This is a genomic window from Micromonospora ureilytica (assembly GCF_015751765.1).
In the GTDB taxonomy this organism is placed as follows: Bacteria; Actinomycetota; Actinomycetes; order Mycobacteriales; family Micromonosporaceae; genus Micromonospora; species Micromonospora ureilytica.
The window spans coordinates 1883649-1898416 of record NZ_JADOTX010000001.1; the positions used below are offsets into that span (position 1 = coordinate 1883649).

15 protein-coding genes are annotated in these 14768 nt (G+C 73.3%); 13 read left to right on the forward strand and 2 right to left on the reverse strand.

Going from position 1 to position 14768, the window contains the following annotated elements:
• Position 1 precedes the first annotated feature (1 nt).
• The 10 genes from IW248_RS08240 (at position 2) to IW248_RS08285 (ending at position 9393) form a co-directional block, all read left to right on the forward strand.
• A complete protein-coding gene (locus IW248_RS08240; protein ID WP_196926417.1) occupies positions 2-400 on the forward strand; it encodes a 6-pyruvoyl trahydropterin synthase family protein in 399 nt (132 codons plus the stop codon).
• Positions 397-1443 (forward strand): glycosyltransferase family 4 protein, encoded by a 1047-nt coding sequence (locus IW248_RS08245; protein ID WP_307787843.1) that lies wholly within the window; start codon positions 397-399, stop codon positions 1441-1443. Before IW248_RS08240 ends, IW248_RS08245 begins: the two co-directional genes overlap by 4 nt.
• Complete coding sequence (locus tag IW248_RS08250; protein ID WP_196926418.1) at positions 1440-2258, forward strand: class I SAM-dependent methyltransferase; 819 nt, start codon at positions 1440-1442, stop codon at positions 2256-2258. The genes IW248_RS08245 and IW248_RS08250 overlap by 4 nt, the downstream gene beginning before the upstream one ends.
• Positions 2259-2324: 66 nt before the next feature.
• Positions 2325-3263, forward strand: a complete 939-nt coding sequence (locus tag IW248_RS08255) for a lysylphosphatidylglycerol synthase transmembrane domain-containing protein (protein ID WP_196926419.1) — start codon at positions 2325-2327, stop codon at positions 3261-3263.
• Between the two features lie 59 nt (positions 3264-3322).
• A complete protein-coding gene (locus IW248_RS08260) occupies positions 3323-4006 on the forward strand; it encodes a GTP cyclohydrolase II (protein ID WP_196926420.1) in 684 nt (227 codons plus the stop codon).
• Positions 4003-4743, forward strand: a complete 741-nt coding sequence (locus IW248_RS08265; protein ID WP_196926421.1) for a RibD family protein — start codon at positions 4003-4005, stop codon at positions 4741-4743. Before IW248_RS08260 ends, IW248_RS08265 begins: the two co-directional genes overlap by 4 nt.
• 145 nt (positions 4744-4888) lie before the next feature.
• Entirely contained in the window at positions 4889-5440 is a 552-nt protein-coding gene (locus IW248_RS08270; protein WP_196926422.1) for a DinB family protein, read from the forward strand.
• Positions 5441-5531: 91 nt separating this feature from the next.
• Positions 5532-5990 carry a GNAT family N-acetyltransferase gene (locus IW248_RS08275; RefSeq protein WP_196926423.1) on the forward strand — a complete coding sequence of 153 codons (459 nt, stop codon included), beginning with the start codon at positions 5532-5534 and terminating at the stop codon, positions 5988-5990.
• A gap of 102 nt (positions 5991-6092) precedes the next feature.
• On the forward strand, positions 6093-8783 hold the full coding sequence (locus IW248_RS33465; RefSeq protein ID WP_196926424.1) for an Hsp70 family protein: 2691 nt from the start codon (positions 6093-6095) through the stop codon (positions 8781-8783).
• 37 nt (positions 8784-8820) lie between these two features.
• The gene (locus tag IW248_RS08285; protein ID WP_124818559.1) at positions 8821-9393 is read left to right on the forward strand and encodes a nucleosidase; all 573 of its coding nucleotides are present in this window, start codon (positions 8821-8823) and stop codon (positions 9391-9393) included.
• A 10-nt stretch (positions 9394-9403) separates the two neighbouring features.
• Here the strand turns inward: IW248_RS08285 and IW248_RS08290 are convergent, their stop codons facing one another.
• Together IW248_RS08290 and IW248_RS08295 are read right to left on the reverse strand one after the other, a co-directional pair.
• Entirely contained in the window at positions 9404-10588 is a 1185-nt protein-coding gene (locus IW248_RS08290) for a low temperature requirement protein A (protein WP_196926425.1), read from the reverse strand.
• 95 nt (positions 10589-10683) lie between these two features.
• Positions 10684-11865 carry a low temperature requirement protein A gene (locus tag IW248_RS08295; protein ID WP_196926426.1) on the reverse strand — a complete coding sequence of 394 codons (1182 nt, stop codon included), beginning with the start codon at positions 11863-11865 and terminating at the stop codon, positions 10684-10686.
• Positions 11866-12037: 172 nt separating this feature from the next.
• Here IW248_RS08295 and IW248_RS08300 point away from each other — a divergent pair, with 172 nt between their 5' ends.
• The 3 genes from IW248_RS08300 to IW248_RS08310 all read left to right on the forward strand — a co-directional run bounded on the left by IW248_RS08300 (position 12038) and on the right by IW248_RS08310 (position 14685).
• Positions 12038-12901, forward strand: a complete 864-nt coding sequence (locus IW248_RS08300) for a S1 family peptidase (RefSeq protein WP_196926427.1) — start codon at positions 12038-12040, stop codon at positions 12899-12901.
• A gap of 94 nt (positions 12902-12995) precedes the next feature.
• On the forward strand, positions 12996-14021 hold the full coding sequence (locus IW248_RS08305; protein ID WP_196926428.1) for a sugar kinase: 1026 nt from the start codon (positions 12996-12998) through the stop codon (positions 14019-14021).
• 55 nt (positions 14022-14076) lie between these two features.
• The gene (locus IW248_RS08310; protein ID WP_196926429.1) at positions 14077-14685 is read left to right on the forward strand and encodes a bifunctional 4-hydroxy-2-oxoglutarate aldolase/2-dehydro-3-deoxy-phosphogluconate aldolase; all 609 of its coding nucleotides are present in this window, start codon (positions 14077-14079) and stop codon (positions 14683-14685) included.
• Positions 14686-14768 lie beyond the last annotated feature (83 nt).

The following is a 14768-nucleotide window of genomic DNA, read 5'->3' on the forward strand; positions in this document are numbered from 1 at the left end:
CGTGTTCAGCGTGACCGTTCGGGACCACATGATGATCGCCCACAGTTTCCGAGGCGAGGTGTTCGGTCCCGCCCAACGCCTGCACGGCGCGACGTTCGTGGTGGACGCGACGTTCCGCAGGCCCGACCTGGACGCCGACGGGATCGTGGTGGACATCGGCCTGGCCACCGAGCAGCTGCGGGCGGTGCTGGGCGAGCTGACCTACCGCAACCTCGACGACGAGGCGGCCTTCGCCGGGGTGAACACCACCACTGAGGTGCTGGCCCGTACGGTCGCGGACCGACTGGTCGAGCGGGTGCACGCCGGTGAGTTGGGCGCGGGGGCGCGCGACCTGACCGGCATCACTGTCACCCTGCACGAGTCGCACATCGCCTGGGCGAGCTACGAGCGGTCGCTGTGACCGATGCGGGCCGGGCGGTGCACGTCGTCCTGCCCGGTGACATCGACGACCCGGCCACGCCCAGCGGCGGCAACTCCTACGACCGGCGGATCTGCGCGGGGTTGGGCGAGCGCGGCTGGTCGGTCCACGAGCACCCGGTGCCGGGCGCGTGGCCGCACCCCGACCCGGCCGACCGGGCGACGCTGGGCGCGGTGCTCGCCGCCGCGCCCGACGACGCCGTGGTGCTGATCGACGGCCTGATCGCCTCGACCGTGCCGGACCTGCTCGCCCCGCACGCCCGTCGGCTGCGGCTGGTGGTCCTGGTGCACCTGCCGCTCGACGACGAACCGGAGGCCCGCGCGCTGGCCACCGCCCGGGCAGTTGTCACCACCAGCGAATGGGCCCGCCGCGCCCTGCTGGCCCGCCACCCGACGCTCGCCGACCGGATCCGGGCCGCGCCGCCCGGGGTGCGGCCCGCGCCGCCGGCGGCCGGCTCGGCGGCCGGTCACCGGTTGCTCTGCGTCGCGGCGGTCACCCACCACAAGGGGTACGACGTGCTGGTCGACGCGTTGGCCACGCTGGTTGGCCGGCCCTGGATGATGATCTGCGCGGGCACGCTCGCCCGGGAACCAGACCTCGTGCATGTGCTGCGTGACCGGTTGACCGGAGCGGGCCTCACCGAGCGGGTGCGGCTGGTCGGCCCACTGACCGGCGCGGCGTTGGACGACGCCTACGCCGCCGCCGACCTGCTGGTGCTGCCGTCGAGAGGCGAGACGTACGGCATGGTCGTCACCGAGGCGCTGGCCCGCGGCGTGCCGGTGGTGACCACCGAGGTGGGCGGGCTGCCGGAGACGCTCGGCCACGCGCCCGGCGGTGACCGACCGGGACTGCTGGTCCCGCCCGGTGACCCGGCGGCGCTGGCCGCCGCGCTGGTCCGCTGGCTGGACGACGACGCGCTGCGCGCCCGGCTGCGGCGTGCCGCTCTCGCCCGGCGCGACACCCTGACCGACTGGCCGGTGACCACCGCGTTGCTGGCCGGTGTGCTGAAGGAGGTGGCGGAATGACCGTCGAGGAGACCCTGCCGTTCGCCGACTGGCTGCGGTTGCGTGAGCCGGCCGACGCGGCGGCACGCGCCGAGGACCTGTTGGACGTCGTCCGAGCCCGGCTCACCGGGGACGCCCCGACGGTGATCCACGACCTGGGCAGCGGCACCGGCTCGATGAGTCGCTGGATGGCCGCCCGGCTGCCCGGACCACAGCACTGGGTGCTGCACGATCGGGACGCCGACCTGCTGGCCCGTGCCGCCGAGGGCATGAGCGGGGTGACCGCCGCCGACGGCGCCCCGGTCACCGTCCGCACCCGCTGCGGTGACCTCACCCGGCTGACCGCCGGAGACCTCGCCGACGGTTCCCTGGTCACCGCGTCCGCGCTGCTGGACATGCTCACCGCGGAGGAGGTCGAACGGGTGGTGGCCGCCTGTGTCGGCCGGCCCGCCCTGTTCGCCATCTCGGTGACCGGGCGGGTCCGGTTCACACCGGCCGACCCACTGGACGAGGCTGTCGAAGCCGCGTTCAACGAGCACCAGCGGCGTACCGTCGACGGCCGGCGGCTGCTCGGCCCGGATGCCGCCGCCGCCACCGCCGCCGCGTTCGCCCGGCACGGAGTCGACGTGCGGGAACGGCCCAGCCCGTGGCATCTCGGCCCGGAGCGGGCCGACCTGGCCGCCGAGTGGTTCCGGGGCTGGCTCGGCGCGGCCTGCGAGCAGCGCCCCGACCTGGCCGGCCCCGCCCAGGCGTACGCCCGACGTCGGTTGGCCGACGCGGCGGCCGGGCGACTCACAGTGCTTGTCGAACACACTGACCTCCTCGCCGGTGGATGAACCGTTCACGCCCTGGGTACGTGCACTAGGGCAAGTGGACGATCTTCAAAGGGAGGGCCGGCGCCGATGTTCTGGGCCTGGGCACGAGTGGTCGGCGGGGTGGGTCTGCTCGCCGTCCTGCTGTGGCAGGTGGGCACTGGCCCGTTCCTCGCCGGAGTACGACTGATCGACGCGCAGGCGTTGGCGGTGGCGCTTGTCATCGGAGTGCTCACCACCGTCTGCGCGGCGTGGCGGTGGAGCCTGGTCGCCGGCGGCCTCGGCGTCCGCCTGCCACTGGCCACCGCGGTGGCGCACTGCTACCGGGCCGTGTTCCTCAACGCCACCCTGCCCGGCGGGGTGCTCGGCGACGTGCACCGGGCGGTACGCCACGGCCGCGACGCCGGTGACGTCAGCCGGGGCATCCGCGCGGTGGTCTGGGAACGTATCGCCGGGCAGGTGGTCCTGGTCGGAGTCGCGCTGGTGGTGCTCGCGGCGTTCCCATCCCCGGTCCGGCCGTACCTTCCGGTCGCCGCCGCGCTCGTCGTCGCCGCTGGGCTGGTCGCCGTTCTGGTGGCCCGGATCCTCCCGAACGGCGGCGGGTCGCGCTGGGCGACAGCACTGCGTACCGCCGTGGCGGACGTGCGGTCCGGGCTGCTGGCGCGACGCACCTGGTTCGGTGTGCTGGTCGCCTCGGCCGTGATGGTCGCCGGTCACCTGGCCACCTTCCTGGTGGCGGCGCGCACCGCCGGGTCGGACGCCCCGCTGTCCCGACTGCTGCCGTTGACGCTGCTCGCCCTGCTCGCCATGGGCCTGCCGTTGAACGTGGCCGGCTTCGGGCCGCGTGAGGGGGTGGCGGCGTGGGTGTTCGGTGCGGCCGGCCTCAGCGCGGCCGAGGGCGTCGCCACCGCCACCGTCTACGGTGCACTGGTGCTGGTGGCCAGCCTGCCCGGCGCCGCCGTGCTGCTGGCCCGTCGGCGTCGAGTTCCGGCCGCCGCCCGGGAAGCCGCCTCCGGCGGCGGCTGTTGAAGTCGGTTGTGAGACCGTACGCGTCGCCGGACGGCGGTGGCGCCGGACGAAGGAGTCCCATGCCCGAAGCATTGCCGGTTGCCTCGATCCGCACGCAGGTCACGGTGCCGTTGGCGTTTCCGGACGGCTACACCACGACCGCCCGGGTGTTCACCTTCAAGGGCCTGGTGGACGCTCGGGAGCACCTGGCCCTCGGCCTCGGCGACTGGGCGGGCGCCCTGGACCGGCTCGCCGCCGGGGGAGAAGCCCCGCTGGTCCGGCCGCACAGCGAGTGCCTGACCGGCGACGTGTTCGGCAGCCAACGCTGCGACTGCGGGCCGCAACTGCGTGAGGCGGTGCAGCGGATCGCCGAGACCGGGGGCTTTCTGCTCTACCTCCGACAGGAGGGCCGTGGCATCGGCCTGTACGCCAAACTCGACGCGTACGCGTTGCAGGACGCCGGGTTGGACACCTACCAGGCCAACGTCGCGCTGGGCCGGGGCGAGGACGAGCGGGACTACACCGCCGCCGCGCAGATGCTGGCCACGTTGGGCGTCCCGCGGGTCCGCCTGCTGAGCAGCAACCCGGACAAGGCCGACCAGTTGACCCGGCTGGGCGTGGACGTGGCCGAACGGGTGCTCACCAGCGTCTTCCTCTCCCCGGCCAACGCCGAGTACCTGGCGGCGAAGGCGGCCAAGGCGGCGGAGGTCGAGGCGGCGGATGCGCTCGCGGGTCGTACTCCTGAGCGGCCCGTCTCCCGATGAGTCGGCGGCCGGAGCCGACGCGGCCGTACGTGCTGCTGAGTTGCGCCACCTCCATCGACGGGTACATCGACGACGCCTCCGAACAGCGGTTACTGCTGTCCAACGATGAGGACCTGGATCGCGTCGACGAGGTCCGGGCCAGCTGCGATGCCATCCTGGTCGGCGCCGGCACCGTCCGGCGGGACGACCCTCGGTTGCTGGTGCGCTCTCCGAACCGCCGGGCCGAGCGGGTGGCGGCCGGTCGACCCGCCTCGCCCACCAAGGTCACCCTGACCGCCCGGGGTGACCTCGACCCGACCGCCCGCTTCTTCACCGCCGGTGACGCGGCCCGGCTCGTCTACTGCGCCACGGGCGCGCTGGAGAAGACCCAGGAGCGGGTCGGCCGACTGGCCACCGTGATCGACGCGGGTGAGCCCGTCGACCCGGAGTGGCTGCTGACCGACCTGGCCGCGCGGGGCGTACAGCGGTTGATGGTGGAGGGCGGCGGGACGGTGCACGCCCAGTTCCTCGCCGCCGGTCTCGCCGACGAACTGCACCTGGTGGTTGCCCCGTTCTTCGTCGGTGACGGGCGGGCGCCCCGGTTCGTCGGCGAGGGTCGCTTCCCCTGGCACCCCGGTCGCCGCGCCCGCCTGGCCGAGGCCCGGCAGATCGGCGACGTGGTCCTGCTCCGCTACGCCCTCTCCACCCGCTGCCCCGCCGACCCGCCCGCCGCCGACCCCGCCCGCCCTATCGGTTGATCATGAGGTTGGCGAGTGATTCGATCTTCACGGAACCCGCCAACCTCATGATCAACCCGGCTGGGCGCCCGGGGGAGGGGCGGGGTGGGGGTTGGGTGGGGTTAATTTGTGGACGGTGGGGGTGGGGTTCCGACAGGATTTCCGGATGTCTGTAGCGACCCTGGCACTCCTGCGCTGGCAGTTCGACCTGACGTGGTCGCTGTTCGAGTACCACCTGGAGCGACTCGATCCCGCGGACTTCCTCTGGGAGCCGGCCCCACACTGCTGGTCGGTGCGGCAGAGCACGGACGGCACCTGGACCCCGGACTGGGCCGACACCGAACCCGACCCGGTCCCGGTGCCGACCATCGGTTGGCTCACCTGGCACGTCGGCTGGTGGTGGACCGTGACGATGGATCATCTCCGGGGCGGATCAGCACGGCAGCGGACGGCCGTTGCCTGGCCGGGCGCGGGCGAGCCGACCGTCGCCTGGCTGCGGGGGCTGCGCACCGAATGGCTGGGTCTCCTCGACCAGCTCAGCGACAACGACCTCGACCGCACGGCGACGTTCCCCTGGCCGGACCAGACCGACCACACCGTCACGCACACGATCGGGTGGGTCAACTCCGAGCTGATGAAGAACGTCGCGGAGATCGGACAGCTCCGGCTGCTCCGCGCCGCACGGACCGATCGGGACGGCCCGGCAGCCCGACAGTAGGCCGACACCGACCTCGACACCTGGTTCCAGTTCGGCCTGCGCGGGCTGCTCGACGGCCTGTTGCGCGGCCCCGCTCGGTAGGGTGGCCGGCGTGCCGCGACTGGTGAAAGTCACTAAGGACAACGTGGAGGCCGCGTGCCGGGTGAGCGTGCGGCCCGACCAGGAGAAGTTCTCGTCCCCCGTCGCCTGGTCCCTCGCCGAGGCGTACGCGCAGCCCGAGATCGCGTGGCCGCGTCTGATCGTCGAGGATGACGAGATCGTCGGCTTCCTGATGGGCTTCTTCGACATCGTGTGGGATCCGGCCCAGCCGGACGACAGGCGCTCGGGGCTGTGGCGGCTGAACATCGCCGCCGAGCACCAGGGCCGGGGGTACGGCCGCTTCGCCGTACAGGCCGTCCGCGACGAGGCCCGCCGACGTGGACACGACCGCGTCTACACGACGTGGGAGCCGGGGCCGGACGGCCCGGAGCGGTTCTACCTGAAGCTCGGCTTCCAGCTGACCGGGGAGACCAGCGAGGACGAGGTGGTGGGCGTCCACTCCACCCACTGAGCGGACGCCACCGGCCACCCCGGACCGAGTGATCAGCAGTGCGGCGGGGCCTGCGTACGATGCGGGGTCGAGTTCCCCTCGTCGGCGCGGAGGTATCGGGCAATGGCAGGCCAGCACGAGGGTTTCGCTCTCGGCGTCGACCTCGGTACGTCCAACACGGTCGCGGTGCTGCGCTGGCCGGACGGGCGGACCCGTGCGCTGCTGATGGACGGTCAACCGCTCAGTCCGTCCGCCGTCTACGCCGACCCGGACGGCACCCTGCACACCGGCTGGGACGCCCGCCGGTTGGCGCAGGCCGACCCGGCCCGGTTCGAGGCGAACCCGAAGCGTCGGGTGGACGAGCCGACCGTGCGGCTCGGCGACCGCGCGTACCCGCCGGCCGACCTGCTCGCCGCGGTGCTGGCGGCGGTCGCGCGGACCGCTGTGGGCGCTGTGGGTTTCCTGCCCTCGGCCGTGGTCACCTACCCGGCGGCCTGGGACGCGACGCGGCGGCAGGTCCTCGCCGACGCGCTGCTGCGGGCGGGCTGGCCGCAGGCGGCCGAGCACACCCTCGCCGGGCCGACGCCGCCGGGCACCCGGCTGCTGCGGGAGCCGGTGGCCGCCGCCCGCTACTACACGCAGGTGCTGCATCGTCCGGTGCCGGTCGGCGGGGCGATCGCGGTGTTCGACTTCGGCGGCGGGACGCTCGACGTCGCGGTGCTGCGCAACGAGGGCGCGGACCCCTGGGGTGACTCCGGCTTCAGCGTGGTCGCCGACGGTGGCCTGCCCGACCTGGGCGGGCTGGACCTCGACGCCGCGCTGGTGCGGCGGGTCGGCGAGTTGGTCGGTGAGCGGCACGCCGCGCAGTGGGCCCGGCTCACCCGACCGGCGGATCCGGCGCAGCGCCGCGACCAGGTCCGGCTCTGGGACGAGGTACGAGGTGCGAAGGAGACCCTGTCCCGGTCCGCTGTCGCCCCGGTGGCGGTGCCGGGAGTGGCCGAGACGATCCAGCTGACCCGGGCGGACGTCGAGGGGGTGGCCACGCCGCTGCTGCGGCGGGCGGTGCAACGGGCCCGGGAGGTCATCGCCGCCGCCGGCCTCAGCCCCGAACAGCTCGACGGGCTGTTCCTCGTGGGCGGGTCGTCGCGGATCCCGCTGGTGGCCCGCATGCTGCACGCCGAGCTGGGGATCGCGCCGACGGTGCTGGACCAGCCCGAGTTGCCGGTGGCCGAGGGCGCCCTGACCGACCTGCCGCTGCGCAAGCCGCTACCCGCCCCGGCGTACGCGGGACCGCAGCTCGCACCACCCGCGCCGGCTCCGGTGAGCCCGCCCGCGCCGGCCGGAGCGCTCGCCCCGGTCGTACCGTCGCAGCGCTGGCCGGGATCGGCCCCGCCGGTGGGCCCGCCCCCCGGGCCGGGTCTGGCCGGCGCCACCCCGACCCCGACGGGCGGCGGGCCCCGCTGGCGGCGGGCGCGTTGGGTGGTGCTCGGCGCGGTGCTGGCCCTGGTCGGAGTGGCCACCGCCGCGACGCTCTACCTGACCCGGGACCGCTACCCGGATCTGGCGTTCGACTCGCTGCGCGAGCTGTCCCGGCCGTCGGCCGGCGCCGAACGGCCGGTCGGCGTGTGGACGGCGGTGCTCGACGATCGGGCCTACCTGGCGTTCCCGCTGCCCGACGACCGGCTGGAGGTGGTGGCCGTCGACGCGGTCAGCGGCGACGAGCTGTGGCGCAGGCCCACCGACGTGCGGGCCGACGACTGGGAGGCGATCATCGCCGTTCCCGGGGCGGTCGCGGTCCTCGCCGACGCCCCGGGCGACAGCACTCTCCGACCGCTGGCCGTGCTCGACGGCCGTACGGGCAAGCAGCGCTGGCAGCGCGATCTGCGCGGTGACGACGAGGTGTACGTCGCCGACGACACAGCGGTGCTGGTGGACCGGGCCGGGGAGCAACTGGTCGGCCTACGCCTGAGCAACGGCTCGACGAGGTGGACCGAGCCCAACCCCCGTGACCAGTACGCCGGCGCCCGTACCGTGGTCCGGCCGGTGGGCAGCGACGCGGCGGCGGGCGGGCCGGCCTTCCTCGACGGTAGGCCCCGCGACCCGTGGACGGGCAAGGGGCGCCGACTCGTGCAGGTGGGTGCGGACCGGTCGGTGCGGCTGCTCGACATGGCCTCCGGTCGTGTGCTGCGCCAGTGGGGCAGCGTCGCCGACCTCGACGACCTGGTGGTCGCCCACGAGGACCGCCTGTACGTGGCCGCCAACGAGGGTGGTTACCAGTTGCTCGCGTACGACCTGGGTTCCGACGCCGAGCCGGTGGTGCTGCACCGGTCCGGGAACGACGACTATCGCCCGAAGGAGTTGGTGGCCTGCGGTGCCCGGCGGGCGTGCCTGTTGCAGGTGCCGAACAATGACGTCGCGCGCACCGAGGTGGTGGCGGCCACCGAGGGTGAGCGCATGATCCACTGGTCGGCGCCGGGGGTGACCGGCCTCCTCCCACTGGGTGAGCAGCTGCTCGCCCAGCGGGAGTCCCCGGAGCCGACCGTCACCGTCTTCGACGCCGCCGGCAAGCCGCTGCTGCGCGACCGGGGCGGGGTGGCGGTCCGGTTGGACGCGGGCAACCTGCTGGTCTTCGCCAAGGCGCCAAGCGTGGTGGCGGACAACCGGGTGCTGGCCGGCGTGTGGGCCGAGTCCGGGAAGGTCGACGAGTTGGGCGAGCTGCAGGACGTGCGTAGCTCGTCCTGCTCGTGGAACACCCACGTGATCGCCTGTGGCGGGGAGAAGGACTTCGTGCTGTACCGCTTCACCGACGACTGACGTCGAGGGCCGAGCAGCCGACTCGTACGATGCTCCGGTGAATCTTCGAGGTACGGTCCGCGCCGATCGGCCGTTGGTGGTGCTCGCCGTCGGCGAGGAGGCCCGCTACCTGCCGCCCGAGCTGCCGGTCCTGCTCACCGGCATGGGCAAGGTGAACGCCGCCAGCGCGGTGGCCGCGGTGCTGGCCGCCGGGCCGCGTCCCGCCCTGCTGCTCAACCTGGGTACGGCCGGGGCGTTGCGCCCGGGGTGGGCCGGTATCCACGAGGTCGCCACAGTCCTCCAGCACGACCTGGACACCGACCTGCTGCGCACGCTCACCGGCGAGACCTACGGGGCGCCGCTGTCGCTGGCCGCCGAGGGTGCGGTGCTGGCCACCGGTGACACCTTCGTGGCCGACGACGCGGAGCGGGACCGGTTGGCGCAACGTGCCGACCTGGTCGACATGGAGGGGTACGCGGTGGCCTGGGCCGCCGCGCAGGCCGGCGTGCCGTGCCGGCTGGTCAAGCAGGTCAGCGACGAGGCGGGGGAGGGCGCGGCCCGGACCTGGCAGGAGTCGGTGGACGCCTGCGCCCGGGACCTCGCCGAGTGGGCCGCTCGACACGTCGCCTGAACAGGCAGTGTCAGTCGTCGGATTGCCGCAGCCGTAGGCCCGGCGTGGTCTCCCGGGCCGCTCCGGGGACCAGAATGTGCGCCGCCAGCGCGAGCGCCACGACCGTGGTGACCAGCAGCGGCGGCCAGCGGCCGGCCCACGGCAGCGTCAGCAGGGGCAGGGGGAGGCAGAGCATTCGCCGCCATGGCACGAGCATGGACACCAGCAGGGTGAACAGGGCGCGGCCGATCACGAACAGCGCCGGACCGCCCATGATCAGTAAGAGCCACCCGACCGGCGTCGTGCCGGTCGGCCGGGTGACGACCAGATCGAACGAGGCCGAGGTGCCGACCACGCCGGCCAGCATCACCAGGTGGGTGTACGGAGCCACCCGGGCTGGCCGGCCCGACTTCGGCCCGGCCCCGGCCTCCAGCAACTCGCCGGCCCGGAAGACGTAGACCTGCCAGAGCAGCAGCATGATGGCGAACGCGCAGATCAGCGCGGCAACCCGGAGTCCGGCCAGCGGGCCCCGGCTGACCTGCAGCGTGGGAACCAGGATGATGTCGCCGAGGGCCAGGATGATGAACTGCTGGTACCGCTCGCCCAGATGCGCTGTGGTCCGCTCGTACTGGTCGACGGGCACCCGGCCCAGCCAGGGCGTGGGGTAGCGGGCCGCCGCGGAGAGCAGGTCGATCGTGATGGCGATGGTCCAGAGGGTCCAGTTCACCGTGCCGGACACCGCGCCGGTGATCCAGAAGACGCCGGACACCACGAACCAGAAGAGGAATCGCGTGGCGCGGATCATGGCCAGCCGATGATGCTGTTGGCGCAACGTCGTGATCAGGATGATGCCGCGGACCACGTGCGTGCCGACGTAGGCGATGGCGAAGACCATCGCGTGTCCGTCGGACACCATCGGCAACGATGCCGCCATCCCCACCGAACCGACCATGGCGACCATCAGGATGGCCTGGATGGGGCGCTGCTGCGGGTCGTAGAACTCGGTGGTGGTGGAGGTGACCGACCAGGTCCACCAGATCGCGGTCAGCATCAGCAGGACCATCGCGGCGCCGGAGGAGTTGTGGCGCTGCGCGAGCAGGGTCGAGGTCAGCGCGAGCGAGGCCACGAAGACCACGTCGAAGAGCAACTCCAGCAGCGTGGCCCGCGTCGAACCGTCCGGCCGGCGTACCAGCGCCGCGGTGCCTCCGGTGGTCATGCCCGGCCTCCCGCCGTGTCTCCGAGGATTATCGGCGGTGCCGGCGCGGCCCGCCCCCGGATCGGCGATTCCCGCCGGCCGGGGCAGGGCAGGGGTCAGTCGGCGGGTTGCCGCAGCCGCAGGCCCGGCGTTGTCTCCCGGGCTGCTCCGGGAAACAGGATGTGACCGGCCAACCCGAGCGCCACGATCGTGGCCACCAGCACCGGCGGCCAACCACCGGCCCACGGCAGCACCAGCAGCGGCAGGAGCTGCCAGGCAATTCGCCGCCACGGCACGACCCACGACACCGCCATGGTGAACAGGACGCGGCCGACCACGAACAGCGTCGGGCCGGTGATGATCAGCACGAGCCACGGCACCGGCGTCGTTCCGGTCGGCCTGGTGACGACCAGGTCGAAGGCGGCGGCAGTGCTGGCCACGCCGGCCAGCATGACCAGGTGGGTGAACGGGGCCAGTCGCGTTGCCTGGCTCCCGTGGGACCCGGCCGTCACCAACAACTCGCCGGCGCGGAAGACATAGATCTGCCAGAGCAGCAACATGGTGGCAAAGGCGCAGAGCAGGGAGGTGAGCCGGAGGTGATCGAGATGGCCCCGGCTGACCTGCAGCGTCGGCAACAGGATGATGTCGCCGAGGGCCAGGATGATGAACTGTTGGTACCGCTCGCCCAGGTGCTCGGTGGTCCGCCCGTACTGCGCGAGCGGCACCCGGCCCAGCCAGGGTGTGGGATAGCGGGCCGCCCCGGCGACCAGGTCGATCGTTATGGCGATCGTCCAGAGCCCCCAGTTCGGAGTCTCTGACAGCGCGCCGAGGACCCAGAAGACGCCGGACACCGTGAACCAGAAGAGAAACCGGGTGGCCCGTTCCCGGGCCGTCCGGTGCCCCTGCCGGTGCAACGCGGTGACCAGGATGATGCAGCGAATCACGTGCGTGCCGACGTACGAGATCACGAAGAGCAGCAGGTGCCCGATGCTGACCATCGGCAGCGATGCCGCCATCCCCACCGACCCGACCATGGCGATCATCAGGATGGCCTGGATCGGGCGTTGCTGCGGATCGTAGAACTCGGTGGTGGTCGTGGTGACCGACCACGTCCACCAGACGGCGGTCAGCATCAGCAGCAGCTTGGCGCCGCCGGACCAGGAGAGCTCTTCGGACAACAGTTTCGATGTCAGTGCGAGCGCGGCCACGAAGACCACGTCGAAGAGCAGCTCCAGCAGCGTTGCCCGGGTCGACTGGTCCCGCCGGCGTACCAGCGCCGCATTCCCTTTGGTGGTCATGCCTGGCCTCCCGCCGCGTCTCCCGGGGAATTATCGGCGGCCCCGACACGGGCCGTCCCCGGATCGGTGATTCCCGCCCGGCGGCGAAGAGGGCGGCCGGAGGTTGCCACGGCGTCGGACGCCGGGCGATGCTTGACCGCATCCATAAATCTCGATCTCTCCGGAGGTTCGGATGCGCCGCTCCCCGTTGGCCGCCCTCGTCCTGACCATCCTGCTGCTCGTCGCGCCCGGCGCGGCGCAGGCCGCGGTCCCCGACCGGGCCGCCACACCCGCCGCCGACCCGGCGGCCCTGCTGACCGGGGTACGCACGGCGGGCACCGCCTGGGGTCTCGACCCCGCCACCGGCCGGATGACCCTCACCGTCGACGACACCGTGGCCCCCGGCGAGTTGGCCGCGCTGCGGGCGGTGGCCGACCGGGCCGGCGTGCTGCTGCGCCGCGAACCCGGAACGCTGCGCCCCCTGATCGCCGGCGGGCAGGGCATCTACGGCGGCGGCGGCGCGCGCTGCTCGCTCGGTGCGAACGCGCGCAGCGGCAGCACCTACTACGTGATCACCGCAGGTCACTGCACCACCGCAGCCGCCACCTGGTACACCGACAGCGCCCAGACCACAGTGCTCGGCACCCGCACCGCCACCAGCTACCCCACCAACGACTACGGGCTGATCCGCTACACCGGTCGGATCGCCCACCCGAGCGCGGTCTACACCCATCCCGGCCTGCTGCCCATCAACGGCCCCGGCAACGCGTACATCGGTCAGGCGGTGTGCCGCAGTGGCAGCACCACAGGCGTGCGCTGCGGCACGGTCACCGGTCTGAACCAGACCGTCAACTACGCCACCGGCGTGATCTACGGCCTGATCCGCACCAACATCTGCGCCGAGCCGGGGGACAGCGGCGGACCGCTCTACGTGGCCTCCACCGGCAGGATCATCGGCATCCTCTCCGGCGGCACCGGCAACTGCACCGCCGGCGGCACCACCTACTACCAGCCGATCGCGGAGGTGCTGGCCGCGTACGGGCTGACGTTGCCCTGACCGCAGAGGTGTGACGTACGACGGGTTGCCCGTCCCGCGCGGGGCACCTAGGCTCGGCGACGCCCAGCACCCCCGCCGCGAGGACGTGTGCCCGATGCCGACCGCCCCCCGACCTGAGCAGGCGAGCGCCCCGGCCGGCCTTCCGTCGATCGAGGTGGCCGCGGTGGGGGAGACGATGGTGGTGCTCTGCCCCGCGCCCGGTGAGCCGCTGGAGCACGCCGAACGGGTCGCCGTCTCGGTCGGTGGAGCCGAGTCCAACGTGGCCGGTTACCTGGCCCGCCTGGGACACCTGACGACCTGGGTGAGCCGGGTCGGCGACGACCCCTTCGGCCGTGCCGTCGTCCGGCACGTCGCCGCCGCCGGCGTCCGCGTCGACCAGGTGTGCGTGGACCCGGCCGCCCCCACCGGCCTGTACGTCAAGGACCCGGGCCCGGAGGGGACCGCAGTGCACTACTACCGGGCCGGGTCGGCCGCCGCCCGGATGGACCCCGCCACGCTGGCCGATCCGGCGTTGGCCGGTGCCCGGGTGCTGCACCTGTCCGGGATCACAGCGGCGCTGTCCGCCTCCTGCCGGGCGCTGGTCGAGCACGCGGTGACCGACCGACCGCTGGCGGACGCGCTGGTCAGCTTCGACGTCAACCACCGGGCCCGGCTGTGGCCCGCTGAGCAGGCCGCGCCGGTGCTGCGCGACCTCGCCAACCGTTGCGACCTCGTCTTCGTCGGGCAGGACGAGGCGGAAACCCTCTGGGGCGCCACCGACCCGGCGGCCGTACGTGAGCTGTTGCCCGCTCCGCAGACCGTGGTGGTCAAGGACGGCGCGGTCGGCGCCACGGCACTGGTCCGCGACGCCGAACCGGTCTTCGTACCCGCACCCCGGGTGACGGTGGTGGAGCCGGTCGGCGCCGGAGACGCGTTCGCCGCCGGCTACCTGGCCGGGCTGCTCCGCGGCCTCGACCCCGTACGGCGGTTGCGCCTCGGCCACCTCGTCGCGGCACAGGCGTTGACCAGCAGCGGCGACAACGCCCCGGTCCCGCCGTGGGCCTGGTTCGAGAAGCTGATCGACGCCCCCGCCGACGCCTGGTCACCGCTCGACCTGACCGACCCGGGGGAGACGACCTGAGTCGGGCCCTCGGCCCGCAGTAACAGTTTCACCGCGACCTCGGATGGAGTGCACCATGACCACACCGGACTTCGACCACATCTTCGGCGGCGCCCGGGTGATGGCGATCCTGCGCGGCCTGCCGGTCGCCGAGACCGTTCGGCTCGCCGAGCGTGCCTGGGACCTCGGCATCGACGTGGTGGAGGTTCCGGTGGCCACCGCCGACGCGGTGCCGGCGCTGCGGGCCGCCGTCGAGGCGGGGGCCGAGCGTGACCGGATCGTCGGCGCCGGCACCGTGCTCGACGTCGAACAGGTCGCCGCGGCGGCCGACGCGGGCGCCCGGTTCACCGTCGCCCCCGGCCTGGATCTCGCGGTCGCCGACGCCGCCGCCGCGCGTGGCCTGCCGCACCTGCCCGGTGTGGCCACCCCCACCGAGGCCCAGCAGGCACTGCGCCACGGCCTCACCTGGCTCAAGGCGTTCCCCGCGATCTCCCTCGGGCCGGCCTGGTTCAAGGCAGTGGCCGGCCCGCTGCCGCAGTTGCGCTTCGTCGCGACCGGCGGCCTGGACGCGGGCAACGCGGGAGCGTTCCTACAAGCGGGCGTACGCGTGGTGGCCGTCGGCTCCGCCCTCTCCGACCCCACCCAGCTGGACGCCCTAGCCAACCTAACCCGCCCCACCCCCTAACCCGCCCCCTAACCCGCCCCGCCCCCCGCCCCGCCCCACCGCGTCGATCTTGCACTTACTGTTGTCGATGCGTCCTGATTCGC